The sequence below is a fragment of the Nostoc sp. genome (assembly GCF_036917615.1).
GTDB lineage: Bacteria > Cyanobacteriota > Cyanobacteriia > Cyanobacteriales > Nostocaceae > Nostoc.
Genome location: NZ_JBALCZ010000056.1, coordinates 14,632 through 41,543 on the forward strand (window position 1 = coordinate 14,632; position 26,912 = coordinate 41,543).

General features: G+C 40.9%; 20 protein-coding genes and 1 pseudogene. 10 read left to right on the plus strand and 11 right to left on the minus strand.

Going from position 1 to position 26,912, the window contains the following annotated elements; translation table 11 throughout:
- Positions 1-261: 261 nt before the first annotated feature.
- A pseudogene (locus V7K85_RS18325) lies at positions 262-983 on the plus strand (HesA/MoeB/ThiF family protein).
- A 385-nt stretch (positions 984-1,368) separates the two neighbouring features.
- Here V7K85_RS18325 and bioB read toward each other — a convergent pair.
- A complete protein-coding gene (gene bioB, locus V7K85_RS18330) occupies positions 1,369-2,376 on the minus strand; it encodes a biotin synthase BioB (protein WP_334815379.1) in 1,008 nt (335 codons plus the stop codon).
- Positions 2,377-2,672: 296 nt separating this feature from the next.
- On the opposite strand from bioB, the gene V7K85_RS18335 reads away from it, so the two are divergent.
- Positions 2,673-3,248 carry a GNAT family N-acetyltransferase gene (locus V7K85_RS18335; RefSeq protein ID WP_334815233.1) on the plus strand — a complete coding sequence of 192 codons (576 nt, stop codon included), beginning with the start codon at positions 2,673-2,675 and terminating at the stop codon, positions 3,246-3,248.
- 386 nt (positions 3,249-3,634) lie between these two features.
- Positions 3,635-4,090, plus strand: a complete 456-nt coding sequence (locus V7K85_RS18340) for a hypothetical protein (RefSeq protein ID WP_334815235.1) — start codon at positions 3,635-3,637, stop codon at positions 4,088-4,090.
- Positions 4,091-4,115: 25 nt separating this feature from the next.
- On the opposite strand, the gene V7K85_RS18345 is transcribed toward V7K85_RS18340, so the two are convergent.
- Positions 4,116-4,793: an SMI1/KNR4 family protein gene (locus V7K85_RS18345; RefSeq protein WP_334815237.1), complete on the minus strand. Its 678-nt coding sequence runs from the start codon at positions 4,791-4,793 to the stop codon at positions 4,116-4,118.
- Between the two features lie 122 nt (positions 4,794-4,915).
- Here V7K85_RS18345 and V7K85_RS18350 point away from each other — a divergent pair, with 122 nt between their 5' ends.
- A complete protein-coding gene (locus V7K85_RS18350; RefSeq protein WP_334815239.1) occupies positions 4,916-6,373 on the plus strand; it encodes a protein adenylyltransferase SelO in 1,458 nt (485 codons plus the stop codon).
- Between the two features lie 79 nt (positions 6,374-6,452).
- On the opposite strand, the gene V7K85_RS18355 is transcribed toward V7K85_RS18350, so the two are convergent.
- A complete protein-coding gene (locus V7K85_RS18355) occupies positions 6,453-8,177 on the minus strand; it encodes an ABC transporter ATP-binding protein (RefSeq protein WP_334815240.1) in 1,725 nt (574 codons plus the stop codon).
- Positions 8,178-8,343: 166 nt separating this feature from the next.
- On the opposite strand from V7K85_RS18355, the gene V7K85_RS18360 reads away from it, so the two are divergent.
- Both V7K85_RS18360 and V7K85_RS36560 read left to right on the plus strand, forming a co-directional pair.
- A complete protein-coding gene (locus V7K85_RS18360; RefSeq protein ID WP_334815242.1) occupies positions 8,344-8,481 on the plus strand; it encodes a hypothetical protein in 138 nt (45 codons plus the stop codon).
- 316 nt (positions 8,482-8,797) lie between these two features.
- Positions 8,798-8,968: a type II toxin-antitoxin system RelE family toxin gene (locus V7K85_RS36560; RefSeq protein WP_442940598.1), complete on the plus strand. Its 171-nt coding sequence runs from the start codon at positions 8,798-8,800 to the stop codon at positions 8,966-8,968.
- Positions 8,969-9,292: 324 nt separating this feature from the next.
- On the opposite strand, the gene V7K85_RS18370 is transcribed toward V7K85_RS36560, so the two are convergent.
- From V7K85_RS18370 to V7K85_RS18380, 3 genes are all read right to left on the minus strand, one after another.
- A complete protein-coding gene (locus V7K85_RS18370; protein ID WP_334815246.1) occupies positions 9,293-10,288 on the minus strand; it encodes a PRC-barrel domain-containing protein in 996 nt (331 codons plus the stop codon).
- 58 nt (positions 10,289-10,346) lie between these two features.
- Positions 10,347-13,991 carry a chromosome segregation protein SMC gene (smc, locus tag V7K85_RS18375; protein WP_334815248.1) on the minus strand — a complete coding sequence of 1,215 codons (3,645 nt, stop codon included), beginning with the start codon at positions 13,989-13,991 and terminating at the stop codon, positions 10,347-10,349.
- 518 nt (positions 13,992-14,509) lie between these two features.
- Positions 14,510-14,983: a BON domain-containing protein gene (locus V7K85_RS18380; RefSeq protein ID WP_334815250.1), complete on the minus strand. Its 474-nt coding sequence runs from the start codon at positions 14,981-14,983 to the stop codon at positions 14,510-14,512.
- 470 nt (positions 14,984-15,453) lie between these two features.
- Here V7K85_RS18380 and V7K85_RS18385 point away from each other — a divergent pair, with 470 nt between their 5' ends.
- Both V7K85_RS18385 and V7K85_RS18390 read left to right on the plus strand, forming a co-directional pair.
- Entirely contained in the window at positions 15,454-16,374 is a 921-nt protein-coding gene (locus V7K85_RS18385; RefSeq protein WP_334815381.1) for a ribonuclease D, read from the plus strand.
- A 751-nt stretch (positions 16,375-17,125) separates the two neighbouring features.
- Positions 17,126-17,968 (plus strand): tetratricopeptide repeat protein, encoded by an 843-nt coding sequence (locus V7K85_RS18390; RefSeq protein WP_334815252.1) that lies wholly within the window; start codon positions 17,126-17,128, stop codon positions 17,966-17,968.
- 168 nt (positions 17,969-18,136) lie between these two features.
- Here V7K85_RS18390 and V7K85_RS18395 read toward each other — a convergent pair whose 3' ends face one another.
- Together V7K85_RS18395 and V7K85_RS18400 are read right to left on the minus strand one after the other, a co-directional pair.
- Complete coding sequence (locus V7K85_RS18395; protein WP_334815254.1) at positions 18,137-19,705, minus strand: sodium:solute symporter family transporter; 1,569 nt, start codon at positions 19,703-19,705, stop codon at positions 18,137-18,139.
- Between the two features lie 53 nt (positions 19,706-19,758).
- Positions 19,759-20,034 carry a DUF485 domain-containing protein gene (locus V7K85_RS18400; RefSeq protein ID WP_334815256.1) on the minus strand — a complete coding sequence of 92 codons (276 nt, stop codon included), beginning with the start codon at positions 20,032-20,034 and terminating at the stop codon, positions 19,759-19,761.
- Between the two features lie 658 nt (positions 20,035-20,692).
- On the opposite strand from V7K85_RS18400, the gene V7K85_RS18405 reads away from it, so the two are divergent.
- Positions 20,693-21,169: a hypothetical protein gene (locus V7K85_RS18405; RefSeq protein WP_334815258.1), complete on the plus strand. Its 477-nt coding sequence runs from the start codon at positions 20,693-20,695 to the stop codon at positions 21,167-21,169.
- A 389-nt stretch (positions 21,170-21,558) separates the two neighbouring features.
- Here V7K85_RS18405 and V7K85_RS18410 read toward each other — a convergent pair whose 3' ends face one another.
- From V7K85_RS18410 to V7K85_RS18420, 3 genes are all read right to left on the minus strand, one after another.
- Entirely contained in the window at positions 21,559-23,229 is a 1,671-nt protein-coding gene (locus V7K85_RS18410; RefSeq protein ID WP_334815260.1) for a phosphatidylglycerol lysyltransferase domain-containing protein, read from the minus strand.
- A 336-nt stretch (positions 23,230-23,565) separates the two neighbouring features.
- Positions 23,566-24,468: an alpha/beta hydrolase gene (locus V7K85_RS18415; RefSeq protein WP_334815262.1), complete on the minus strand. Its 903-nt coding sequence runs from the start codon at positions 24,466-24,468 to the stop codon at positions 23,566-23,568.
- Positions 24,469-24,708: 240 nt separating this feature from the next.
- Entirely contained in the window at positions 24,709-25,686 is a 978-nt protein-coding gene (locus V7K85_RS18420; RefSeq protein WP_334815264.1) for an alpha/beta hydrolase, read from the minus strand.
- A gap of 177 nt (positions 25,687-25,863) precedes the next feature.
- Between V7K85_RS18420 and V7K85_RS18425 the strand changes: the two genes are divergently transcribed.
- On the plus strand, positions 25,864-26,808 hold the full coding sequence (locus tag V7K85_RS18425; protein WP_334815266.1) for a lysylphosphatidylglycerol synthase domain-containing protein: 945 nt from the start codon (positions 25,864-25,866) through the stop codon (positions 26,806-26,808).
- The last annotated feature ends 104 nt before the right edge of the window (positions 26,809-26,912 follow it).

Consider the following 26,912-nt stretch of genomic DNA (forward strand, 5'->3'; position numbering starts at 1 on the left):
CCTATATTAACTGACATTATAAGTAAATTGGATGGAACTAATTCTGTTGATTCTATTATAGAATATTTTGGCAATAATCATAAAGAAGCTATATGCTCTTTTTTAAATTTTCTTGCTTCTAAGTGTCTTATTGAGGACATGGAAACCGCAGCAGAGATTGCGAAAATTCCTTATCGCAGAATATTAAATTTTCTTGGAGATTATATTTCTTATACTTCAATTTTTGAAGTCTGGAAGAAAGTCAAAAATAATCATGTTGTGATGGTAGGATTGGGTGCGGTTGGAAGTTGGGTATCTATTCTTTTAGTTCAAAGTGGAATAGATAAATTAACACTTATTGACAATGATGTAGTTAAAGAAACTAATTTAAATCGTTCACTTTTTACATATAAAGACCTAGGGTTAAAAAAACTACAGCAATATCAAATAGACTAAAGTCTATTCAACCTAATGTTGAAGTTAGTGAAATAACAACAGTTATTTCCCAATCGGACGAAATATTAAAAATCTTAAATTATTCAAAAATAAAGAATGAAAGTATTATAGTAATTAACTGTGCAGATTTTCCGAATGTTGATGTCACATCAAACCTAATTCATAAAGCTTGTATGGAGAGCAAAATTCCCTATATTATAGCAGGAGGGTATAATCTCCATTTAAGTTTAATTGGGCCAACCATCCTTCCTTATGAAACAGCTTGTTTTGAGTGCATGACTCTTACGCTTGAAGACATTAATGCACCAGAGTTAAAAAATATTAGAAAACTTCCTAGACCACAGCGTAACATAGGAAATCTTGCTCCATTAACTGGGATATCATCGTCGTTTGTGGTTAATGAAGTAATACGTATTGCTTCAAGAGCGCCTGAGCTAAAACCTGCAATGGTAAATCGAAGAGGTGAATATAATTTTTTAACAAATAAAATTAATTTCATTGACTTACCAAGACGGGCTGACTGCCCATGTTGTGGAAATAAAAAATAATTAGTATTGACAATAATTAAGCTTAGTAAATTTCATAAATTGTGGCATTTATTTGATGCACTCTCCACTAATTTTCTCAAAGAAATTTCAATAGTGTTTTACACAATTGATTATTGTTACTAATTTCAGCAATACCTTTTTATTATTTGCTAATTATTGCATATATATTAAATAATACCGCTCACCTGACAATTTTTTTAAGCATTGCTTAATGCATATCTTGACAAACTTGTCAAGTGTAAGTCCTAAAAATTACACTCCAAGATGAAAATTCTACATCGCAAAGCAAAGACGCGATTTATCGCGTCTCTTGGCTTAATTAGAAGAAAAAACATTTAGCCTAGATTTGAATTTTCAACTAAATGTTTTGCACCAAATCAAATATTTATCCTACTACAGCTGGACTTGCTACCTTCTCCTGTCTTTGAGAAGGCGGACGCATTCCCAAACCAAGTAAATTCAGCATTTCTCGATCGCTATCGTAATCTGGACAGGGAGTAGTCACTGTCAACATTTTGTTGTCGTCACTGGAAAAGATAGAATTGGCTCCTGCCATAAAGCAGAAAGCTTGTTCAACTTCAGAAAGTCTAGCTCTACCGGCACTAAGACGCACATCGGAAGCTGGCATTAAAATCCTGGCTGTAGCAATCATCCGCACAATATCCCAAATGGGAACATCAGGCTGATTTTCTAAGGGTGTGCCCGGTACTTGTGAGAGAATATTAATCGGCACGGACTCTGGATGCGGATGTAAGTTTGCCAGAGTTTGTAACATACCAACACGGTCATCGACAGTTTCGCCCAAACCCAGGATACCGCCAGAACATACAGTAACATTTGTCTGACGGACATTTTCAATTGTGTTCAAGCGATCGCTATATGTCCTCGTGGTAATAATTGTGCTGTAATATTCCTGCGAAGTATCTAAGTTATGGTTGTAGGCGTAAAGTCCCGCTTCTTCCAATTTCCTAGCCTGATTTGCTGTCAACATACCCAGAGTGCAACACACTTCTAAACCCATTGCGGTTACATCCTTGACCATTTCCAGGACTTCCTCAAATTGTGAGTTATCCCGCACTTCGCGCCAAGCAGCACCCATGCAGATGCGACTAACACCAGTTTCTTTAGCTTTCTGGGCGATGCTAACTACCGTTTCCTTTTCTAGGAGTGCTTGCGCCTTTACCTCTGTTTTATAGCGGGAAGATTGGGCACAGTAGCTACAATCTTCTGGACAACCTCCCGTTTTAATCGATATAAGCTTACAAACTTGTATTTTTGTTGGGTCATGATATTGGCGATGCACGCTAGCAGCTTGATAAATAAGCTCTAGCAATGGCGCGTTGTATATCGCCCGAATCTCTAATTCCTGCCAATCGTAGCGTATTCCCACCACATCACTATCCTTCTTGTAGACTGGGTTAATCAAGAGCTGTCTTTTGGTTGAATCTCCTGCGGTACAGCGTTTGGGCAAAGCTATTTTATCGAAGTTATACCGCGCACTGTGCTTTATCACCCATTGGCTCTGAATCCTCCCGCTCTAGATATTAGACATCAGCTTATCAAGATTTTGGTTGAATGGCAGATTCACAGCAAAAATACTCACTTCACTGCTGTTAAACTCCAGGTATGAGAGAATTTACAAAATTAGCGAGAATGTTTCGGGAAGAGATCCCGTAGATTAAGTAATTTATGAGATCAGAACTGCCACTAATTACAAGCGATCGCCTATTATTACGAGCAGCGATCCATGAAGATATACCCCAAATTCTCAAATACTTTACTGATAATAAAACTTATCTCACGCCATTCTACCCTCTTTGGACTGATGGTTTTTTCACTGAAGAATATTGGCTGTATCAGATAGAGAATAGTTTTCTGGAATTTCTCAATGGGCAATCGTTAAAACTATTTATTTTTACAAAAAAAAATCCAAATATAATTATTGGAACGGTCAATTTCAGTAATTTTGTCCGAGGAGCGGCTCATTTTTGCTATGTGGGATATAGCCTTGCTGAAAAGAAACAAGGTAAAGGATACATGACAGAAGGGCTAAAAGCCGCAACTCAATATCTATTTCAAGAGTTAAATTTTCACCGAGTCATGGCTAATTATATGCCTCACAATCGGCGTAGTGGCAATGTACTCAAAAGACTCGGTTTTGTCATTGAAGGATATGCTAGAGACTATTTATTAATTAATGGGCAATGGGAAGATCATATTATGACAAGTCTCATTAATCCTAATTGGCAAACACCTAAATTTTAAAAATGGCTGAGGATTATTATCAATAATATTTATTTTATTTTCCCACTATTTATACTTTTGAATTTACCTATTTATCAATGCTATTTTTGAACAAAACTTAGGCAATTTTTGGAGGGTGGGCAATGCTTAACTCTTATTTAAACTATTATTTTCGTTTGTGAAAAATGCCCACACTATAGCTATTGATGATCGGACAATATCTGATTTTTAAGAAATTTGAGATATCAGTTGTGACTATTTACAAATTCATAGTAAATTCATAATAAATACACAACAACTCCACAAGCAAATGCAATAGTAATATTTGTTCACTACCCGGCTCAGTTATCAAGATTCGCTTTAGCTGATGTGTCCAATGTTATTAAATAATTGAGGAGTTTTTCAAAATGTCTATTAATTCTATAAAGCCTTTATCTGTCTTTTCTACTATCTTCGCTTTTGCTACCATCTTACACGGAGTTGTCTTGGCAGTACCAGTTCCAAATTCCGCCACGACACCAGCCTCAAAAACTCAGACTAGTCCTACATCACACCAGACAATCGAACTTACAAAGCAACAGCGCCTACAAATCCAAATGGCTCGTCAGCAAAGAGATAAGGATATTGAGGCTCTATTAAACCGGTCCCAAGACACTAAATTTAAAGCAGCACTCCAATCCCGTCAGAAAGTCAGAAGAGTCTTAACATCTTTGGAGCTAAATCAAGCTCAACAGAAACAGGTTGAATCAATTTTGCAAACTTATAAGCTGCAAGTGAAAAAAATTCTATCTTCACAGGCATCACAACCAACATCAAACTCAGTAGGAAGTAATCCACAAACATCACAACCAATTAAAAAATAAAAAACTCAGTTTTCTTTAATCAAGGTTAAGTTTCGGAAGACTGGCGGATTTGATCCAAACTTCGGTTGAGCCAGTCTTCGTACCAATCAGAAAAACTCAAAGGCTGTTCTTCATCACTATCTTGATGAAAATCATCAAGGTTGGTGTCATGGAAAGCATGACAAAAACTCAAAGAAGCAGGATATATCCCATTATCATTAGTACGGTCATCTATCCAAATTTTTCCTGACTGTTCCCCAGTAATGACTAACATTGCATAAATTCCACAACCATAATTTGTAATGGTGAGAGTGCCCTGGATAAACTTATCATCGAAGTAGGTATCATTGTTGGCAACAAAACCTGTATTATTCTTGACAATCAAATCTAAATCATTCCAGGCTTCTGTTAAAGGAAATGGTTGAGAGAGAATTTCGTAGTTTTCTTGGTATAGTTTTTCTGGGATGACATCTTCATTTTCAATTCCCGACAGTCCGGATAAGCCGTATCCTGGGCCGACACCACCATTACCAACTTCTAAGAGAAAGTTTCGATATTCACTTGGTAGTATAATATTGTATCTTGATTCAAACATTTGAATATCTTTGTTACTCAAGCAAGGTTTGAATTGATATTGGTGTGATTCTGAGCCAAAAATTTGAAATGTAGCGTCTAGAATAGCTAATTGAGTCAACTTTTTCTTCAATTGCAAAACTTTATTCATTATGCGCTCTAGATTTTGATGGTGGCGCTGCCATATTTTAGATATGGGTCGCTTTTTGCGTCTATGCTGATATTGAAGCCAGAGGTAGTATTAAGGGAAGAATGAATTAAGCTTTGCTCGTAATGACTCTGGCTGAAACTCCAAACTACAAGAATTCTAGCAATCCTTTTCTCACCCTCAACTACGAAAGCGCCTTGGAATCTCTAGGCGATGACTACTATGATGAGGTTGCAGCAGCGGAATTTCCCCAACACCTCCTGCGTTGGCGTAACGATGCATTACTAGCCCGTTTGGGTTTAGACCCCCAACTAGTCAAAGACGAAGATTTCATCACAGCCTTTGGCAAATTTCAGGGGCGCAAACCCTTGTTAGCACTCCGTTACCACGGCTATCAATTTGGTGAATATAACGGACAGTTGGGTGATGGTAGAGGCTTTCTCTACGGGCAAGTACGCGCCAATGATGGGGAATTGTACGATTTTGGCACGAAAGGTTCTGGGAGAACGCCCTACTCCCGTGGTGGCGATGGTATGCTCACGCTCAAAGGTGGGATGCGGGAAGTTCTGGCTGCGGAAGCACTCCACTACTTGGGTGTACGTACCTCGCGCTGTCTGACCATGATTGAAACAGGTTTACCCCTTTGGCGGGGTGATGAACCTTCGCCTACCCGTTCATCTGTGATGGTTAGAATGAGCAGTTCTCATATTCGGTTTGGCACTTTTGAGCGACTGCACTATTTCCAGCGTCCAGATTTAACTAAGAAGCTGTTAGACCACGTAATTGAGCAGTATTATCGACACTTAAGTGCTGAACAAGATAAATATGCTCTATTTTACGCCGAATTAGTTAAACGGGTTGCAGAATTAGTAGCGCAGTGGATGGCGGCTGGCTTTTGTCATGGCGTTCTCAATACTGACAATATGTCAATTACCGGAGAAAGTTTTGATTATGGCCCTTACGCGTTTATCCCTAGTTATAATCCCTACTTTATAGCTGCATATTTTGACTATTCTGGACGCTACTGTTACGGTAATCAACCAAGTATTTGCCAGCTGAATCTACAAATGCTCCAAGAACCTTTAAAGGCGATTATTGATAAAGGTGAAATGGAAGCTGGATTAGCTAGGTTTGGTGAATATTATGAAGCTGAATACAGTTCTTTGATGTTGAAAAAGTTGGGTTTTGAGGATTTGCTACATCCAGAAGCAGGGGAACTCTTGAATCTAACGATTGAATTCTTGAAAGAGAGCCAAGTTGGTTATCACCAATTCTTTTATGAGATGGCTCGTACTTTTTCATCTAAATGGCGAGATGAACCAGGTTTTGTGATGAATAGTTCAGATATTGTACCAGTACCGGGTGCGTCAGGAATTTTTGATGATTGGTGCATACTATATCATCAAATTTTGAATGATATGGAGTGCAATCGCATCGATGTAATTGCCCAAACTCTAGCTGATCATAATCCGCAAACGGCATTATTAAGGCCTGTGATTGAATCTATTTGGGAAGCAATTGCTCAGGAAGATAATTGGCAACCTTTTTATGAGTTAATCAAGACAATTCAGTCTAGGAAATAGACATATAAAGAAGCAAGGGGACTGGGGTACAAAACAAAGAATTTGTTTCTCCCCCTGCCTCCCCTGCCTCTTCTTCTGGCTAACTAAACTGCTGGGCATAAAACCTCGCATAGCGACGCTCTAGGGCTAATAATTCTTCATGGGTTCCTGATTCAACAATTTGTCCCTGTTCAAAAACTAAAATCCGATCGCACCGTCTAACTGTTGATAAACGGTGAGCAATAATAAATACTGTGCGTTTTTGCATCAATCTTTCCAGGGCTTCCTGTACCAGTGATTCTGACTCAGAATCTAATGCTGATGTCGCCTCATCAAGAATCAAAATTTGGGGATTGAGCAGAACAGCACGAGCGATCGCAATTCTTTGTCTTTGTCCACCTGATAAGTTTACCCCACGTTCACCCACCCAAGTCTGATAACCCTCTGGCAGTTTGCTAATAAACTGATGGGCATTAGCAATTTTCGCCGCCTCTTTAACTGCTTTAATGTCAAAAACATCTTGTCCAAAAGCGATATTTTGGGCAATTGTTCCCGAAAACATGATGGTTTCTTGAGGAACAATCCCAATTTGTCGCCGCAGACTATGTAGCTTCACATCCCGAATATCAACACCGTCAATTAAGATTTGCCCAACTTCCGGGTCGTAAAAACGCGGTAGGAGATTTACAAATGTGGTTTTACCAGCACCAGAAGCACCGACAAGAGCGATCGCTTCACCTGGCGATACCAATAAACTGATATCTTTTAATACAGGTTCACCTAGTTTATAGGCGAAGGAAATATGACGATATTCTACTTTGCCGTTGACTGGGGGGAGAGCGATCGCATTGATCTTTTCGATCACTGTCGGCTGAATTGCCATCAATTCAAAAACGCGGTCAACAGATGCTTCACCCTGCTTAAATTCGTTGTAGTTGTTAGTAGTATGACCAATGGGATCAATTAACAGCGCCGCCGCCGCCAAATAACTAAAAAAATTCGCCACTGTCAAGTTACCTTGGGAAATTTGCCACGCTCCTACAATCAGTAACGATAACGCACTTAAGGCTTCTAGAAATCCGATGATCGGAATCTGAATCGCTTTCAGGCGTTCGGCTGAGTATTTGGCTTTGAGACTGCGTTCTGCTTCATGGCCAAAGCGGGCGATTTCATAATTTTCGGCAGCAAAAGCCTGTACCAAACGAATACCGTTGAAAACTTCTGCGAGGATGGCTGATAAACCCGACACACGATTTTGACTTTTTAAGGAATACTTGCGTAACCGTTCACCAAACCAGCCGACTAAAATACCCATCAGTGGTGCAACTATCACCGTTGCTAATGTCAGTTGCCAATTCAGGTAAATCATGTAAATCGGAATTGCTAGCAACTGCAAAATGCAGGGGATAAAGTCGTGAAATACTTTATTTACCACTTCGCCAACTCGATCAACATCTTCCGTAAGGCGGTAAGATAAATCACCGGCTTTTACCGTTTCAAAATAGCTGAGATTTAGCTTTTGAAGATGTGCGTAAACTTGCTGACGGAGATGAAAAGCAACTCTCAAAGCAGCTTTTGCCATGTACATATCTTGTATAGACTGAAACAAGCCTCTGACAAGAAAGACTAAGGCACAACTGCCAGTTATTTGAGCGATCGCTACTACATTACCTTGTGCAAAGGGAGTTGCCAATTTACCGGCGAGATTGATCAACACTAATGTCGCCAGTACGTATCCCAAGATACCAACAAGTCCCTTGCTGATGGTTTGCCACTGGAGTCGAATATAAGGCAGAAGTTGCCAGTAATTAGAAGGTGTTTTCAAGCTCGAAGGTCCACAACGATATTCTCCTTTGTTTGACGCTATCAGCTTTTGATGAGTTTCTGAACACTTAACTAATTAGTTACAAACTGTTTTAGCGTTGATCGTGGAGTTTCCCGGTGTTCTTCTATGATTGAAGTGGAATTGTTCATTCGAGGGGTCTTGCTTGATGAAACTGGAAGAGTATTTCAACGCGCTTGCACCAGATGACATTACCTATGATCTTACGGTGTTATTGCTGCCTAATTTTGTCCAGAGCATTGATACTTACCAAACTGAATTATATAGCAACGGACAGGAAGCTTAGGACAAAAATCAATTCACAATGTACGCTTGTTGAAAGCATCTACCGCCAACTTGTCCTAACGGCTTTGTCCACTGCTATACATTCTCAAAAATAGAATTGACAAATTAATCAAACTTAACAATTTTAAAGAGGCTTAATTATGAAAAACGAACACGAACGCGAACAATTAATCAAAGCTATTAACGTACTGCTAAACCAAGCTTACGACAGTACCCTAGATGAAATTTATGCACTACTTCAAAAAATTGAAGATGAAGAGGATGAAAACAACTATCTCAAGAATTACAAGATCGCATACAACCCAAATATATATGAGTTGGCTATAGAACCACGTCCCAATGGAGTTAAAAAGTTACAGGGTGAAGAAAACACATATCGAATTAGAGTAAGCGATTATCGAGTTATATACGATATTTTCGATGAGATTTTATTGGTAAATGTTATAGATATCGGGCATCGTAGTAAGGTTTATAAAAATGAAAGTTGACAAACAAGAAAATATTAAAGCTATCGCCTACAGTATCTTCACTATAAGTACTTAAATAAAATTAATTACACACAATTTAGGCATGAAACCCTTGTCAAGACTAAAAAGTTGTGTGTAAACAATTCTGTGCGACTTGCTGTCGCTAGTACGCCACGGCGTAAATAGAGCAACCATTTAAAAATCCCTAAAAAACCCATTCCATAATACTTTTGACTTTTGACTTCCGCCTTGCGGTACTAGTGCCTTCTAAAAAATTAGCCCCCTCCTTACTTGTAAGGAAAGAGCTAGAGTAATCTTCAAATTTAATTACGAATTACGAATTAGTTAATATCCGCCTTCTTCTTCGTATTCTGGCTGTCTTTCCTTGACTTTCTTGGGAATATTCACGGGCTTCGGCGCATCTTCCCAAGCATCGCCCTCTACATCGTCATAATCATCGTATTCCTCAACGTATGGCTTGCTATAGGGCTGGGCTTCATACTTTAGCGGTTGCGGTTGTTGATACCTGTCGTTGCCCGTTGCCTCACTCCAGTTATCTTCTTCCTCATCTTCATCGTATTGAATAGATTCATACTGCCGCGCCTTCATTACCTGACGCTGTGGCCTTTCTTCTTCCACATAGTCTTCTGTCCATTCTTCTTCCCGCGCTACGGGTTCGGGAGCGCGAACTCTCTGCTTGGATGGCTGCAATGGCACTCCCGGAGGCAGTTGATTGCCAGGTGCAACTTGGCGTGGTGGAGTATAGCCGTATTCTTCTTCTGCATCGCGCTCCCACGGTGCTTTGCCGATACCCAGGCGCTCTAGTAAACCAACTGTCAATTGGTTTACCCGTTCTTCGGCTCCCTCAAACACAATCAACCGATTGGGGCCTGTGCTGACAATTTCATCCACTGAGAACTCGTAAGTACTCAGAAATTGATCGGGAATTTGGGGCAATCCTAAAGAAGCAATGACTATGGAGTTAAGCTTCCCGGTTTCGGCGTTGAACTTAAAGCCCCGAACTTTGCCTAATACTTCACCTGTTTCGGTAATTACTTCCCAGCTAATCAGATTACTGAGAGATTCAACTTCGATATCTTCAATTACATCTTCGTTATCAACCAGGATGACATCACCAATCTGGTTGATATTGTTGAGGTACATATAGCGCGGTATGCCCGAAATAGAGATCAGGCTGTCTCGCAAACCAAGTGCCACAACCTCTCGTTGATCAATATCAACCCAGACTTGACTGATGATGCCTAGCCGCTTGCCGTTGTCGCGGGTAATCACCTGGGTATTTAATATGTCGGAACGCCTAATTATCTGTTCAGAGGTCATTCTATACCGAGTCCTGATCTCGAATCCGGTTTATCTATACACTATTATTAACAAAAACTCAAGCAGATGTATTGGATGATTGTAACTTAATCCCCAAAACTTGAGTGTAAGCTCCTCGTGCTTGAGTAACGCCAATTGTGCGTTCGGCTGATTCTATCATCGGACGACGCAAACTCACAACTATAAATTGCGCTTGTTGTGATTGTTGCTTAATCATTCTAGCTAATCGTTCTACGTTTGCCCCATCTAAAAACATATCTACTTCGTCAAAAGCGTAAAACGGGGATGGGCGATAGCGTTGCAGGGCAAAGATAAAGCTCAAGGCTGTGAGTGATTTTTCTCCCCCAGACATGGAAGCTAGGCGTTGTACGGGTTTACCTTTGGGGTGCGCGACTAAATTTAGTCCACTGCTAAAGGGATCTTCAGGATTTTCGAGTTGCAGGTAGCCGTCACCGTCTGACAGGATGGCGAAAATCGATTGAAAGTTTTCATTGACAGCATCGAAAGCTTCTTTAAAGGCAAGTTGCCGCAATGTGGTAAAGTTTTCAATCCGCAAAAGTAATTCGGTACGTTCCCCTTCTAGTGTCTCTAATTTTTGCGTCAGTTCCTGGAGGCGATTTTGAGTGCGTTCGTATTCTTCCAACGCCAGCATATTCACAGGTTCCATTGCCTGTAAGCGTTTGGTAAGCGATCGCAATTCTTTCTGCAATTCTTCCAAGTCTACCTGATCTGGAACTTCCGGCAAGGGATTTGGCAATTCTGCTCCCACATCCCGCAACTGACTTTGCAAAGCAACTAATTCCTCCCGCCGCTTCTCTTGGGTTTCTTGGAGTTTTTGGATTTCCCATTGCAATTGTTGTTGCCGCAAAAGCTGCGATCGCACTTCCTGTTCTGTAGCATCGCGTTTTTGTTTCTCTTCTCCCAAATTCTGTTCCATTTGACTGAGCGTGGCGCGGGTTTCGGCGATTTGCTCAACTATCGCTGTAATTTGCGTAGAAACGCGATATATGGCGTCTCTAGATGATATTTGTTGGGTTTCATATTCTGCAATTCGCGTCTCTCCTTCTTGGATTTTCTCTTGCAAACGTTGTTGCTGATTTTCCAAATTTTTTAATTTTTGTTCAGCTTCCCGTAAGGCTCCCTCCCCTTGTTGCAATTGTTGCTCTTGAATTTTAGTTGTTGCCTGGATTTGTTGCCATTCGCTGGGCGTTTGTGAAGCTTCCAACTCCGCTAAATCGTGTCGCAATTGTTGCAGATGATTTTCTTGTCCCGGTAATTCCCGCTCTAAAACTTCCAATCGAGATTGAGCAGTGCCTAACTTTTCGTTGTTTTGTGAGAGTTGCGATCGCGTCCCCTGTAATTGCGCTGTTAAACTCTTAATATCTTTGTGCAACTGTTCCAATTGCAACTGCTGTTCGCGCCGCGCTTGACGCGCTTCTGTGAGTTCCTGGGTGAGTTTTTTTGTTTTGGTTGACAAAGTTGCGATCGCTTCAGTACAACGCTCTAAAATTCGCTCAATGTCCACCAAACGACTTCTGAAAGTGATCGCTTCATCAGATTCCGCCGCTTCCGCATTGCCAAAGCGCAACGCTGAACGCTGGGTGTTACTACCACCAGTCATTGCACCGCTGGTTTCTAACAATTCCCCGTCTAAGGTGACGATGCGATATAGCCCTAAGTTTTTCCGCGCTGCCTCAAGGTTAGCAAATACCACCGTGTTACCGAAAACATAGCTAAATACATCTTTATAACGGCGATCGCAATCAACTAAGTTAACAGCATAATTAACGAAGCCGTTAGCGAAACGCAGCGTTGCATCTTGAGTAAATTTGGGAGCGTGAATTTTATTCAGTGGTAAAAAAGTCGCTCTCCCTGCACGTTTCTGTTTGAGCAGTTCAATACCTGCTGCGGCTACACCATCATCTTCCACCACAATATGTCCCAAGCGTCCACCAGCAGCCATTTCCAACGCTAGCTGATGGCGGGGTTCCACCTTTCCTAACTGCACAACTAAGCCACAAAGTCCAGGCATTCCCGATTGTAAAATGACTTTACTAGCTTGGGTTCCTTGGACTTCTTGCTGTGCCTGCGCTTGCGCCTCTATTTTATCCAACTGGCGTTGTTTTTCCCGTTGTTCAGAAAGTAACCGCTTTTGGGTTTCCTGTTGGATTTGCAATTCTTGTTCTGTGGCTGAGAGATTTTCGGCTAAATTTTGGATGGGTTCGCTAGAGGCGTTAAATTCCGTTTCAACTCGATTACACTCAGCTTGTTTTTGGGCTAATTGGGGTTCGTCGCGTTCAATTAACTGAGTTTGCTCAAAAATCAGTTGCTGTAACTGATTATTGCGTTCCCTGAGTTGTGCTTGTTCCGTGCGTTGTGGTTCCAGAGTTTGCAGCAGAGTTTCAATTTGACGGTTAAATGCCGTTTGTTGCTGCACCCACGCTTCCGAAGCCGAGGCGATTTCTGCGGCTGCTTCGCGGGAAGTTTGTAGCGCTTGCTGTGCCTCATCCCTTTGCTGCTGTAGAGACGCGATATATCGCGTCTCTACAACCTGTGTTTCGGCAATTTCTTCTAAGGAAAGACGGTATTTTTGAATCTCTTGCTGAGTTTGAGCTAGACGTTTAGCAGTTTCTTGGGAAGCTGTTTCTAATTCTGTTAGCTGACGCTGGAGTTGTTTACGTTCTGCTTCTTGGGTGGCGAGGGTAGATTGTACTGCCAAAAGTTCATCTTCTCCCAATGCTTTGACATGGGCATTGAGTTGTTCAAGTTCAGCAGTTTTTTGGACGATTTCGGAATTTAGGTTTGTGAGTTGGGTAGTGAGTTCACTAGAATTGCGATCGCCTGTTTGAATTTCGTTAACTAACTTTTCTTGTTGTGCTTGTAGCGATCGCCATGATAAAACAGCTTCCCAGGATTGTTTAGCCAGAAATTCCGTGCGAAGCTTTTGATATTTCTCAGCTTTAGCCCGATCTTGGGAAAGGCGATCGCGCTGTGCAGTTAATTCCGTCTCAATAATCCGACAGCTATCTTCTTTTTCCTTCACCTCATCTAAAGTTGATTTCGCTTGGATAATTTTGCGATCGAACGCCGCCACCCCAGCCAATTCATCAATAATTTCCCGCCGTTCACGCGCATTCATCGAGATAATGCTGGTGACATCCCCTTGCAGTACCACGTTGTAGCCTTCGGGATAAACCCGCAGGTTACTTAGTTCCCCATGCAACTCCGTCAGCGTACAAGCTTCACCATTGATATAGTAATTCGACGTGTAAGTTCCTTGGTGAGTGACTCGCAGCCTTCTAGTAACACTCCACTCTCCCAATTTTGGATTTTGGATTTTGGATTTTGGATTTTCTTTCTCTGCTTCCTCTACTTCCTCTGCTCCCCCTGCTTCCTCACTCTGCGCCTTTTTGCCTTTGGGTGAGATATCCTCCCCCGACAAATCAAACGTCACAGTGACGCTAGCTTCAATAGAAGCGCGTCCTTTAGACGTTTGGGTGTTATTTACCAAATCCGGGAGGCGCTCGGCTCGCATTCCCTTAGAACTGGAGAGTCCCAGGCAAAATAGCAGTGCATCTAAAATATTCGATTTACCCGAACCATTTGGCCCAGATATGACAGTACACCCCGGTAGCAAAGGGACTGAGGTAGTGCCACCGAAGGATTTGAAGTTTGTAAGTTCCACGCGCTTGATATGCACCATAGGCGCTGGTTCACTGGGCTAATGAAGAACAAGTGTATCAACTAATTAAAAATTCGCAAGAGGGTAGGGGGGAGAATTAGGGATTATTGAACCACAGAGGTAAGAGAGACGCAGAGGGGGTAAGGATAATCCTGGTTCAGAGGATGTTAGAAAAGTCTACGGTTGTATCAATATCCCCCCGATCAAGCCTTAAAAAGGGGGGAATAACCTTCTCAAAGTCCTGCAATTTATCGGAGGATTTAGGAGGAGCTAAAGTTTTTGATACATTAGACACCACTTTTAAAACATCCTCTCAGAGAAAACCAACTGATTATAGTCTTATTTTAGATAACTAACTGGAAAGACGATAAACTGATTCAACAAGTTGGCGTTGCCAAAGCGATCGCTATCAGTTACTAGAATGGTGTCAACTGTCTATTCCTTACCCTTATTTGAGCAAATAAAAACAGGGACTTTCATTTGTGTTAGTCCCTGTTTCGCTTTCATGGCGATGTTAACTGAGAGCTTCAGTTATTCTTTTATGGCTTTTTGCCAGCTTCAACTTTTGCTTCTACCTTCACCGTCTTCACACCTTGAACTTCCTTAGCCAAGGTTTCAGCTTTGTTGAGTTCTTCTTGAGAAGCTGCTGTGCCTTTGAGGATAATTTCACCCTCCTTGTTTTCAACTTGTAACTTATTGCCTGGTAAGCCTTTGTTCAACTTTGTGCTAACTTCAGTTTTCAAGTCGCTCTTAGCTTTTGTTGCTGCCGTTTTTGAAGAATCGGTTTTAACTTTAGTGTTTGTGCTAGCTACTGAAGGAGTCGTTTCTTTTCCTGGAGCTTTAGGAGTAGTTTTATCCGCAGTTTGAGTTGTCTGGGAAGCTGGTTTTGCTGGTGCTTGAGCGGCTTCATTAGTAGTACTAGGAGTTTCCGAACCAGTTTTAGAAGCCTCTTGGCAGCCAAAAGTACCAACTACCAAAATGCTACTAACTAGTAATAAAATTAGCTTTTTCATTATCTATCTCCGAATTGAGTACTGGAAGCGATTAATTGAGGTGTGTGTCATGGTGAGGAGCAGATGTTAAAAAGCAATTAAAGCTGAAGTAGCAAAACTGCCCAAGCAAGTACTCAGGTTACTGAAAACTGAAACTTGGACGATTTCTTGAGACTAAGATTTTGCAGCCAGTTTTGAAAAGCGCCAATTCAATTTTCCTGACGGCTGCTAACCACTATAGCTCTGCATACAGTCTGTGGCTCTGTGTCAATTTAACGTAGATGCTAAGGAGCTTTTTTTGAGGGTAGACTATGCAGCCTTACACTGGTGACTCGATGTTATCAGATTTGAGTCAGTTTGGCGATGTCTATGATGGGCGTAGCTGCGGCAATTTAAAACTTCAGCGTTTTGGCAATATTCTACCAACAAAATGTTACTTTATAAAACTATGGCTTGCTTACAATGCCCTAAATATCAGGAAATATTGGCCAATGCCGTACCTTAGTTCCGCCCGCGAAATTCGTGCCATTGTTGCTAAATATACCGACGCTAAAACGCTGTGGATAGATACAGAAGTAGCTGACTATAAAAGTCGTAATCCCCGACTATCGCTGATTCAGGTATTAGATAATGCTCAAGATATGAGTGGCGATCGCGTTTACCTTTTAGATGTCCTAGATCAGCCTAATATTATAGCTGAATTTATTGAAGAAATTATGATAAATTCTGCAATTGAAAAAGTTTTTCACAACGCAAGTTATGATCTAAAGCTTCTCGGTAATAAGAAAGCCAAAAATATTACTTGTACTTTGGAAATGGCAAAAAAAATTCCCTACTATCTTTTGCCATTACCTAACTACCAACTCAAGACCATAGCTACTGCACTTTGTAGCTTTAACAATATCGATAAACAAGAACAAGAAAGCAATTGGGGAAAACGTCCCCTGACTGAAGAACAAATAGAGTATGCTTACCTAGACTGCATTTATCTTGCTCAAATCCACTTAAATCTGTTAGGATTACAAGCCCAAGGCAGCCCAGACCCCGCAACAGAAGACTTAATATCACTAAGTACCAGATACTCACAACTTGAGCAGCAATGGAAGTTGTTGAATTCAGAATTTGAGCATTTGCAAGAACGCATAAAAAAAGCCATGCAGGCTCAGAATATATCGGAAACTTCTGATTACAAGCTGACTAGTTATGAGCGCACTACAGTCAAAGCTACTTTTACAGAATTGGCAAGGCTAGCACAAACTCAAGATATTAATTTAGATTTTCCGATCACACTAACTCAGAAACTCCAAAAAGATTTAGGGCAAAATCTGCAACATCTGTCTGTAGATATTGACAAAACGACCTCTTGGCGGCTAACTTCCAAAACTCAAGAGAGTGAAACTGAGGATGAGTAAATTGTTCACATGGTTATAAATGCCAGAATTTATATAGCAATCCTATTTGAGTTATGAAAATTATCCAACCGCCAACAGGGGAAACAGGAAAGTTCATAAATTATTTAGGATTCCTATAAAGTTATGGTTTAAAAGAAATCTTAATATTTCAAATATTTTTTGAAGGAAGTATCCTAAGAGGATGTCTGAAAAGTTTTTTTATACACCTAACCCTTGGAGATCCCCCTAAATCCCCCTTAAAAAGGGGGACTTTGAGACTCTTATTCCCCCTTTTTTAAGGGGGGTTAGGGGGGATCAACAAATATTTGATACTTCTCAGACATCCTCTAAGAAACATAATAAACAGTGGTTTACGGTTCAACAATCCATTTCTAATGTCATTTCACTAAATACTTGATACGGTTCAACAATCCATTTCTAATGTCATTTCACTAAATACTTAATACAGATACATAGGTAGGGACGTACAAATGTACGCTTCTACAGCCTATTCATGTGTTGCAGAGGTTTTTTCAATGGTATAAAAAGTATAAAAATGACAACAGAAAAGGGCAAAAATGAGAAGTTTTATACTTTAAAATTTATAATTAATGTTACAGATAACTATTAAATAAATATATAAAATATCAGGGGAATTTGTCAATTAACTTTAAAGGTCTATCGAAAGTTAGAATAATTATTGAGTTAAAGAATTAAAATCTAGATTTTGGTAGTAATTTCGTTCAGGCGTTATGGCAGTTTATATTAACTTATGAGACGGCGTTTATTTAGGCAAAAGCGAACAAGGGTAAATACTTTATTTACCGTAGCTATTTTTACTACATTGACGGCAATTAGCAGTGTTTCTTGCAGTAAGAATGACAATCTATTGGTAACAGAAATAGGAGTTAGTCCACCTAGCCGTAGTTCAGCTACAACTTCCATTGGTGGGGAATTCTATCTTCAGGGAAAGAATCAGCATCTCAACGGCGACTTGCAAGCTGCGATCGCTTCCTATGGTAAGGCAATTAATCAAAATTCTGAATATGGCGCTGCCTACAACGGCCGGGGATTAGCCTACTTTGATTTGGGAGACAAGGAAAAAGCGATCGCAGATTACAATCAAGCGCTGCGGATCAATCCCAACGACGCCGAAGCCTACAATAACCTGGGGAATGCTCGCGCCTCACTAGGAAATAACACAGAAGCAGTTAAAGATTACAGTGAAGCGATTCGCCTGAATCCCAACTATGCTGAAGCCTACAATAACCGGGGGAACGCACGCGCCACCAATGGAGACAAAAAAGGGGCACTAGATGATCTTGACCAAGCGATTTTCCTCAACCCCAAATATGCGATCGCTTATAATAACCGGGGAAATGCCCGTGCTGCCAATGGAGATCCACAGGGGGCGCTCGCAGATTACAATCAAGCCATTCGCCTCAATCCTAACTTTGCCCCAGCTTACAATAACCGGGGAAATGCCCGCGCTACCAATGGAGACAAAGAGGGAGCGCTTAAGGACTTGGAACAAGCAGCAAGCATTTTTCAAAGTCAAGGTAACAACGACTTATATCAACAAGTGACGAATAACATCAAAGAACTTGGACGGTAGGCAAAAGGGCGGTTAGAAACCACGTCTAGACGAGGCTTTACCCACCTCCGTGGGTTAAAAAACCTTAATTTTCTCTTAGCCCACGGAGGTGTGGCTCCCCATGAGCAACTGGCGCGCGAATTCCATTCGCTGGGGCTTAAGTTTACACTTGTTTGTGCGTTCACAAAATCACATCCCAGAACCAATGTGGATGCGATCCTCAACTTCCGCAAATTTTTCTAGTGCCTGCTGTTCAGTACTCAATAATGAAACGACAATCGCCACAATAAACGCCAGGGGGATACTGATTAATCCAGGATTTTTCAGTGGAAAGGGTGCAGAAGCGTGCTTGAGAATTGTTACTTGAATAGTAGGTGACAAATAAATCAGCACTAAAGAGGAGATAGTACCTACTAACATACTTGCAACCGCACCGTTGGTAGTGAAGCGTCGCCAAAGCATTGATAAGAGCAACGCTGGGAAGTTTGCACTAGCAGCGATCGCAAATGCTAAACCTACCATATAAGCCACATTTTGCCCTTTAAACAAAATACCCAAGAGTATCGCCACTAACCCAAAAACCATTGTTGCACCGCGAGCCACCTTCAGCTGTTCTGACTCGTCAGCATGACCTGATCGCACCACGTTCACCCACAAATCATGAGACAGTGCAGCTGCACCTGAGAGTGTCAACCCAGCGACAACTGCCAAAATAGTTGCAAAAGAAACAGCAGCAATAAAGCCTAAGAAAGCATCACCACCGAGAAATTCTGCCAACATCGGCGCAGCCATGTTACCACCAGTACCAATTTTCTCAATGGCATCTTTACCTACTAACACCATCGCTCCAAAGCCCAGGATAAAAGTAAGGAGATAAAAAACGCCAATAATAGCTGTGGCATAAGTAACAGAGAGCCGCGCTGCTTTGGCGTCGGGTACTGTGTAGAAACGCATTAGGATGTGGGGTAGTCCAGCAGTGCCGAACATCAACGACATCCCCAAGGAGATAGCATCCAAGGGGTTAGAAACCAGTTTGCCCGGAGCTAACACACCTGCATATTTCTCAGATGCAGCGGCGAAAAGAGCGATCGGATTCAAGCCGAATCGTGCCAGTACCAAGATAGCTAGTAAGACAGTTCCGCCGAGCAATAGAATTGCTTTGATAATTTGTACCCAAGTGGTGGCAATCATCCCGCCAAAAATCACGTAAGCCATCATCACGCAACCGACGATGACCACAGCTAATTCATAATCAAAGCCAAACAATAGTTTGATTAGCTCACCAGCACCTACCATCTGGGCAATTAAGTAAAAACTAATCACTACCAGCGTTCCGATCGCAGATGCAATTCGTACAGGTTTTTGCTGCAAGCGATAAGCCACTACATCAGCAAAGGTGTATTTACCTAAGTTACGTAGTGGTTCTGCAATTAGGAACATGACAATCGGCCAGCCCACCAAAAAGCCGATAGAATAAATTAAGCCGTCAAAGCCGTTGAGTGCCACCAGCCCAGCGATACCTAAAAAGCTAGCTGCACTCATGAAGTCTCCTGCTAAGGCCAGCCCATTTTGGAAACCGCTGATCTTACCGCCAGCTGTATAGAACTGTGCCGTATTTTTGGTAAGTTTTGCCGCCCAATAGGTAATGCCTAAAGAACTTGCAACAAACAGAAAGAAGAAAGCGATCGCTAACGGGTTAAACTTACCAAGACTGGTAATATCCGCCGCTAGTGGCAGATCGAACCACACACTATTCATGCTTTTTTGGTTTAGTATTTTGGATTTGGGACTAGAAATTACTAATAGCTAATTCACTTGCGTGTCAGCCTGGCGATTTGGTCGTCGTAACTGCTATTTGCCCAACGCACGTAGATAAAAATTAATACCCATGCTGAGACAATTACCAGCGCCCCCAGTAAAATTCCCAGGCTGAGACCAGGAACTACTAATGACCCCAGCAGGGGCTTATTGAAGGCGATTAATAGGATAAAGGCAAAGTAAATAAAAATCATGGCTCCACTGAGAATCAGGGATACCCGCCAACGTTCAGCCGCGAGAGCCTGGAGAGCCTTTGTGCGATCGTTCATGTCTTCCTTTGGGTTGAGAAGATTAGGTCAGATTGTCTCATTGAAGTTGATTTCTGCGTCATTTTCTTAAAGATTATTAGTAAATCTATTGCCATATCAGGTAATAAAATTAACTTTGCCAAGTGATATACAACTGATTTTTTATTAACTCAGACACGTTTCATAACTAACTAAAGGCAAATAAAAAGTTAAATGACAGCAAATGACAGGCTCATTGATCTCACACCAATTAGACAAAAGTCTGGTTGTTTGTCTTTTTCCCAAAATGAGCGTAAGAGTTTTTGGTCTCCTGACATTCTTCATCAAAACTTTATTAAAGGAATTTCTGATTTATGTATATTATTTAAAAGTCAGTTTTGAGCTAAATTGCAATTAAATATCAAAGTTTTAACTTCGACATATATAGTCGGTAGCTTTGGTAATTTTCAAAACCGCTTCCAGGTTGAGTTTTTCAATTCAGCTAGCTACCAAGTGGTGAAACTTAAAGCTGCTTAACGCTCTTTCATCACCCTGGCTAAAGGAAATAAAACCCTTTTTATCCACAGGATAAACGCATCTTAATTAGGTCAAAAAATCTTGTATTTGACCCAAATTTTTTGTGTTTCAATTCTAACCCTACCAGTTCTTTGCTAACCTTTTATTACACAGGATATCTATCATGAAAGTTTGTCAAAATCTTGCGCTTAAAGCATTAATCACTGTATCAGTAGTAGGTTTACTTCAAAGCACTCTTTGTGTTCGTCCGGTTATGGCTGATAACGTCAGCAATAGTTGTAATAACGCAACTATAAAAGGTGCCTATGGATTGCAGGATATAGGTTCTCGAAAAACTAAAAACGGAACTGTAGATTACACGGCAGTCAGAACAGCTAAATTTGATGGCAATGGCAACCATCAAGGCAAAGGCATTAGCAGTATTGATGGAGTTATCAAAGCCTACACAATTACTGCCACTTACAAAGTTGCGACGGATTGTAGTTTTGAACTTAAGGGTACTCAAACTTTTGAGGATGGAACCTCTACACCTTATAGCCAGTTCGGTGTTGTTATTCGAGGTGGTAAAGAGATTATCGAGCTACAAACAATTAGTGGCAGAAATCAACCTGGACGCTACCAGAGAATAGAGAACTACTAATCTTAAGGCAAATTAATTTCCGGAGCAGTGAGATTTTTTCTTAGGTGCTAAAAATTGGGGGTATAAATCAGCGGTTTAATAGTGCGTAGGCATAGTCCGCTACAGGCATCGCAGTAAAATAGCTAGATTTATTGAGAATCTGGCTATGTAACTGAGAATTAACGTCTGATCTAACAAAATCGCATCGCTGCCGTTAATTTTTTGTCTAATTGTAGCGTTGAAAAAGGCAGGAGGCAGAAGACTCTTATGTTTTACCTCAGTTGGGGTCTGAATCCCCAACTGAGATAAGTTTCTAATGATTCATTGTGATAGTGACTGTTGTGATTCCAACCTTCTTGCTCATGCAAAGCAATTCGGTCAAAATCATTCCGAATTTTTTGAGTCTACATTTAGGCTCCGGGTTTGAAATAATCAAAGAGGCGATCGCCTGAATCTGCACGAATCAATGCCACAACTACATCGGGTAAGGCGGCTAAACTGGGATAAACCAAATAACGTGGTTCCCAACCGGGGCGGAACTTGTCTTTGTAAGCGTGGAGTCCTTTGAAATTGTAGAAGCGATTCAAATGCTCGTAAAGATAGTGCAATACTTTCTCTAAGCGGCGTGATTCTGGGTTGTCTCCAACTCCCGCAAAGGCAGAAAGACCGAAATTAAAGCTGTCATAGCCACACTCTTTAAAATGTTGGAGTAGGGAAATAAATAGAAAGTCCATTGTGCCATTTTCGATGGACGGGCGGTGTCGCATCATGTCAATAGTCGCTTCGTTGAGTTGGTACTCCCGGACAATGTTGGCAAAGGCGCTGATCTGACCTTCGGGATTATGCATTACAGCAATTTCGCACTCTCGCAGGTAAGCTTCGTCAAACCAACCCAAAGAAAAGTGTTTTTCCGAACCGTGTACCATTTTTAGCCATTCATCACTCACAGGTTTGAGTCGGTGCAACAAAGCATCGGTGATGGGTGCTTGGTAAAAGTCGATTTGATATCCTAGCTTAGTTAAACGGCTGATTGATGGTCTAAAGTTTTTACCGGCTTTACCTTGTAATGTAAAACTTTTTAAGTCAACGATCGCTTCTTCGCCAATCTTGAGTACTTTAAACCCCAATGACTTGTAAAGCTGAACATCATCGGGCAAAGTTTGGTAAAAGCCAGGATACCAATCGTTACGCTGGCAAAACTGCTGGAAAGCAATAATTGTCTCTTTGCGGTCTTCAATCGGGCCTATGGGATCTCCTAGAGCGATCGCACCCCGTCCTTTGGGAACATAAGCAATTACACTATTACCCGAAGGACTGAAATAATAACTTTTATCATTTAATAGGGTTAACGCTGCTAAAGAAGAACGGCCGTATTGCTCGACAATTTCTTTTGCCTTTTGCCGTTCCTTTGGAGTTGCTAGATTCCGCCAAAACACAGGTTGCAACAGCATTAATATTGCATATGTAATAGTAACTGCGGCAATAATATAGATGGAATTAGCAAAAAATTCTCCAAATCGGCCCTTTGGTTGCAATCCCCAATTATCCTCGGTGAAGAACATTGCTAAAGTCTGAACTATCGCTTCACGCCAATTAAAATTCTCTGAAAACTTGCCGTCTAACAAGTAAAATCCAATAGTTCCGTATGCCAGGGTAAATAATAAAGCGCCTATCAGCGCTCGAACTCCCCGTGCAATGGAAGGACGATCTGATTGCGCCGTGAAAAGATGGCGCATCAAGATTAATTGTACCAGCAAAACTCCAGAGAGTAGACTTTCTTCATAGTCCAATCCCTTCAGCAAGTGGCTGAAAATGGAAATCACTAGTAAACCAATGGTAAGTAACCAGGCTATTCTTTTTCGACGTAATAAATTAGTAGCAAGTGCTAGTAAAACAAATCCAGTAAGGGCTGCAAATATATGACCACCAGCCCGGATATCAAATGGTAAGAATTCTTTCAACCAGTGATTTCGCCCATATAGGTTAGGTGTCACTGCTGATAACAAATTTACTACTCCGACTAAACCTGTAAGGAAAGCTGCACTCCAAAGTCCAATCTGAGTTTTTAAATTATTGGTCATTAGTCTAAAAGTCTTAATTAGGAGTTATAAGTTATAAGTTATAAGTTAGGAGTTTTGGCTCTACACTCTCTTTATGGACTAAAATAATAAATAAACCAGTTTTATCGACTGTGTTACTTATACTGATTGAATTTTAATATAGGAATCATATTTGATTTCTGAAATTATCTAGGTAGCCGGGGAGTGGGGAGTAGGGAATCAGGCTTTTCGAGTTGTACGGAGTTTTTTCACGCAATCAAATCATAGTCCTATATTTGGAATTTTTTCCATAACAGCTTAATCTTAATACCGTAGCACAAGAGGAGCGCTAGAACCTGAGTTTTAAAATTTTAACTTCTAACTCTTAACTTTTTTAAACTGTTCACCTACATATGAGAGCGAATCTTTAAGATGCTTGTGGAAGTAGTTCCAGCCTACATTTGCACCCGATAAACCATGACCTCCAGGAAATGCATAGAATACATGAGCAATGCCTAATTTATTTAAGGTTTCGTTGAAGGCTTTGGTAGAAGCCAGCAAATTAGTATCGTTCAGACCCGCATCCAGGTAAACACGTAATTGCTTTCTATCTTGAACTGGTAGCTCTTGCACGATTTGTTGGGGACTATTTTGTGAACCGCTATTATCGGTAAAGTAACCGCTATGGCTAAACAGAATGTGGAAGTTGTTGAGATTGCGTAACCCGATATTAAAAGCTCCCCATCCCCCAGAAGACAGACCTCCCAGTGCCCAAAACTGGGGTTTTTCTAAAGTGCGGTAGCGGGACTTGACAACTTGTACTAATTCTGCTCCAATCAAAGTCCCCACTTTGCCATTTGACCCATCAAAATAATCAGGATCATACAAAGGATTGGAACCTCGATTATCATTACCATCAGGTGTAATCACAATCGATGGCGGTAATTTTCCACTTTGATAAAGTTCATGCAGTATGTCTAGGACTGCATATTTATCAGCGTAAGCACGGGCATCATCATGACCACCGTGTAGCAAGAAGATCACGGGGTAGCGCTTTTGCTGATTTTTGTTATAGCCAGGGGGCAAAATCACACCGTAGTTGCGGACTGCACCCATCGCTTGGGAGTTGAAGGTTGCCAATTGAAACTTTAGCCCAGTATTTGCGTGTTTTTGGGGTGGGTCTAGTTGGGGCGCACCTAAGATGAATACATAATAATAACCAGCCGTAGTCAGGAGTGCGATCGCTCCTATTAAACTAATTAAAAATTTAGAAATCTTCATTTTATTTGAGTGTTAAAAAAATTACCTCCATTATAAGAGGATGTTTTAAAAGTCCTATTGTCAGGATCAAAACGTTCTAGATCCTCCTAAATTACCCTTAAAAAAGGGGACTTTGATTCCGGTTCCCCCCAAAGCCATGAAAATGTTGGGTTACCCTTCGGGATCTTGCTACGTTCCTCAACCCAACCTACATTGGAGTTATTTTTTAGGCTTAACCGAGCAGTATTGCACTGGTAATTGCTAATGATTTTGAGTATTTTTATGCTGATTAAAACCTAAAAAATCAGCCCTATGTGCTATTTTAGCAAGTCGAAATTGCTCACCTACAAATGTCAATGAATCGGCTAAATGTTCCCTCCAGTATTGCCAAGTGTGCCTGCCAGGAAATTGACGAAACGAATTATAAATTTTGAGATTGTTTAGGACTTTAGTAAATCGTTCGGCTTCGTGGATTTCTTCAATATCTGATCTACCAGAATCTAGGTAGATTCGCAACCTTTTTTGATCTGGTGTAGGTATGCTTTTGATATAAGATATTGGGCTATTTATCGGGCCGCTTTTATCCTGAAAATAACCACTATGACTAAATAAGATCGAGAAATGATCCAGGTTGTGTAATCCCACATTAACTGCACCCCAACCACCAGAAGATAAACCACCTATTGCCCAAAAATCTGGATTGGTTAGTGTACGATAACGACTTTGCACAACTTTTACTAACTCATCCCCCACGGCTGTGGAGATTTTACCGTTAGGGCCATCGATATATGCGGGATCTCGGTAGGCACTAGAGCCACGTTTGTCGTAGCCATCTGGTGTGATAATGATGCTGGGTGGCAACTTACCTATCGTATAAAGTTGTTCTATAGTCTTGAGAGCTTGTCCCTTGCTCTGAATAAACCAATCAGTGGGATAACCATGTCCACCGTGGAGGAGAAAGATTACAGGATAGCTTTGTTTTAGGTTTTGCTTATAGCCAGGAGGTAAAGAAACACCGTAAGTGCGACTTGCACCCATTACCTGACTATCGTAGGTTTCAATCTTGTAAGTTAGAGGAGTAGCTAAATCGTTAGTATTGGGTTGGGTTGGAAAAAGGGAAGGCGTTGTTTGTAAATCCTGCTGTTGTGGTAGTTTAGCTGTTACACCTTGACAGGAATTACAGCCAAGTAGAGTTAATACTGAAACTAGCAAGAGAATTTTAGATTGTTTGTAATTCATTTATCATTTATTAGTTGTCACTAGAAAAACAACTCTGGTAGCTGGTGTTTGTCTTAAAAAGCTTATGCAAATGATATGTCAATGCTGTGTCAACTTGATGGAAACTTTGCGACTGCTAGGAAGTTAAAAGTCAACAGTTAGGATAAGTTTCTTTACTTAGCACTCAGGACTTTTAAAATGGTTAAAAAGTTGCAACTCAAATTCAGCACGCTGTTTGGCTTGTTGCTGCTAGTGCTTTCCCTGTGGGCGATCGCTAACGAATTGCGTGAGTATAATTATCGTGATATCCTCAATTCTCTAGCTGCTATTCCCAAAAGTCGCTTAAGCTGGGCAATTTGGCTGACAGCCTTGGGCTATCTGGTGATGATCGGGTACGATATCTTAGGTTTTAGCTACATTAATCGTTCTCTGGCTTGGAACAAGATTGCTTTCACTAACTTTATTAGCTCTGCATTTAGTAATACCATAGGTTTTGCTTTGCTGACTGGCAGTGCTATCCGTTATCGATTTTACTCAAGTTGGGGAGTATCGAAATTAGCGATCGCTCAAGTAATTGCTTTCGCAAATTTTACTTTTTGGTTGGGGATGTTTGCCGTTGCAGGTTTGTTGTTTATCATCAACCCCCTCCAAATTCCCACTCAACTACATTTACCTTTTGCCACGGTGCGTCCCATCGGCGTGATTTTTCTGCTATTGGTCGCTGTTTATTTGTTAGGCAGTATTGTTATTAAACAACCATTAATAATTCGGGGACAAGAGTTTCGATTTCCTTCTTTGAAAATATCCCTAGCTCAAATCGCCATTTCTAGTTTTGACTGGATTCTTGCGGCAGCAGTTCTTTATGCTTTACTTCCTAGTAATACACCTTTGTCTTATCTAGACTTTTTAGGAATTTATTTACTAGCGATGTTTGCAGGTGTGGTTAGTAATGTTCCGGGTGGTTTGGGAGTATTTGAAACTATAATTTTGCTAATTCTCTCCTCAAAAGTTTCTGGTGCAGCAATTTTGAGTTCAGTGCTGGCTTATCGGGGAGTCTACTATTTCTTACCTTTGCTATTAGCAGCGGGTTTGTTAGGACTTTATGAAATTAGATTTAAATCAGGAAATCAAAAAAATGAATAATCTTAAAAGAGCGATTATAAACCTCAACTATACCGAGGCTTTACCCACCTCCGTAGGTTTCAAACCTTAGTCCGCGCAGGCAATGACCTTCGCCCTGGCTGGCT

Excerpts from the sequence above, each read along its gene's own strand:
- V7K85_RS18350 (WP_334815239.1), top strand. The coding sequence starts at position 4,916 with ATGACTCTGGCTGAAACTCCAAACTACAAGAATTCTAGCAATCCTTTT.
- V7K85_RS18390 (WP_334815252.1), top strand. The coding sequence starts at position 17,126 with ATGAGACGGCGTTTATTTAGGCAAAAGCGAACAAGGGTAAATACTTTA.
- V7K85_RS18385 (WP_334815381.1), top strand. The coding sequence starts at position 15,454 with ATGCCGTACCTTAGTTCCGCCCGCGAAATTCGTGCCATTGTTGCTAAA.
- V7K85_RS18400 (WP_334815256.1), bottom strand. The coding sequence starts at position 20,034 with ATGAACGATCGCACAAAGGCTCTCCAGGCTCTCGCGGCTGAACGTTGG.
- V7K85_RS18345 (WP_334815237.1), bottom strand. The coding sequence starts at position 4,793 with ATGAATAAAGTTTTGCAATTGAAGAAAAAGTTGACTCAATTAGCTATT.
- V7K85_RS18425 (WP_334815266.1), top strand. The coding sequence starts at position 25,864 with ATGGTTAAAAAGTTGCAACTCAAATTCAGCACGCTGTTTGGCTTGTTG.
- V7K85_RS18335 (WP_334815233.1), top strand. The coding sequence starts at position 2,673 with ATGAGATCAGAACTGCCACTAATTACAAGCGATCGCCTATTATTACGA.
- V7K85_RS18395 (WP_334815254.1), bottom strand. The coding sequence starts at position 19,705 with ATGAATAGTGTGTGGTTCGATCTGCCACTAGCGGCGGATATTACCAGT.
- V7K85_RS18360 (WP_334815242.1), top strand. The coding sequence starts at position 8,344 with ATGAAACTGGAAGAGTATTTCAACGCGCTTGCACCAGATGACATTACC.
- V7K85_RS18415 (WP_334815262.1), bottom strand. The coding sequence starts at position 24,468 with ATGAAGATTTCTAAATTTTTAATTAGTTTAATAGGAGCGATCGCACTC.
- V7K85_RS18370 (WP_334815246.1), bottom strand. The coding sequence starts at position 10,288 with ATGACCTCTGAACAGATAATTAGGCGTTCCGACATATTAAATACCCAG.
- V7K85_RS18420 (WP_334815264.1), bottom strand. The coding sequence starts at position 25,686 with ATGAATTACAAACAATCTAAAATTCTCTTGCTAGTTTCAGTATTAACT.
- V7K85_RS18340 (WP_334815235.1), top strand. The coding sequence starts at position 3,635 with ATGTCTATTAATTCTATAAAGCCTTTATCTGTCTTTTCTACTATCTTC.
- V7K85_RS18410 (WP_334815260.1), bottom strand. The coding sequence starts at position 23,229 with ATGACCAATAATTTAAAAACTCAGATTGGACTTTGGAGTGCAGCTTTC.
- V7K85_RS18380 (WP_334815250.1), bottom strand. The coding sequence starts at position 14,983 with ATGAAAAAGCTAATTTTATTACTAGTTAGTAGCATTTTGGTAGTTGGT.
- smc (WP_334815248.1), bottom strand. The coding sequence starts at position 13,991 with ATGGTGCATATCAAGCGCGTGGAACTTACAAACTTCAAATCCTTCGGT.
- V7K85_RS18405 (WP_334815258.1), top strand. The coding sequence starts at position 20,693 with ATGAAAGTTTGTCAAAATCTTGCGCTTAAAGCATTAATCACTGTATCA.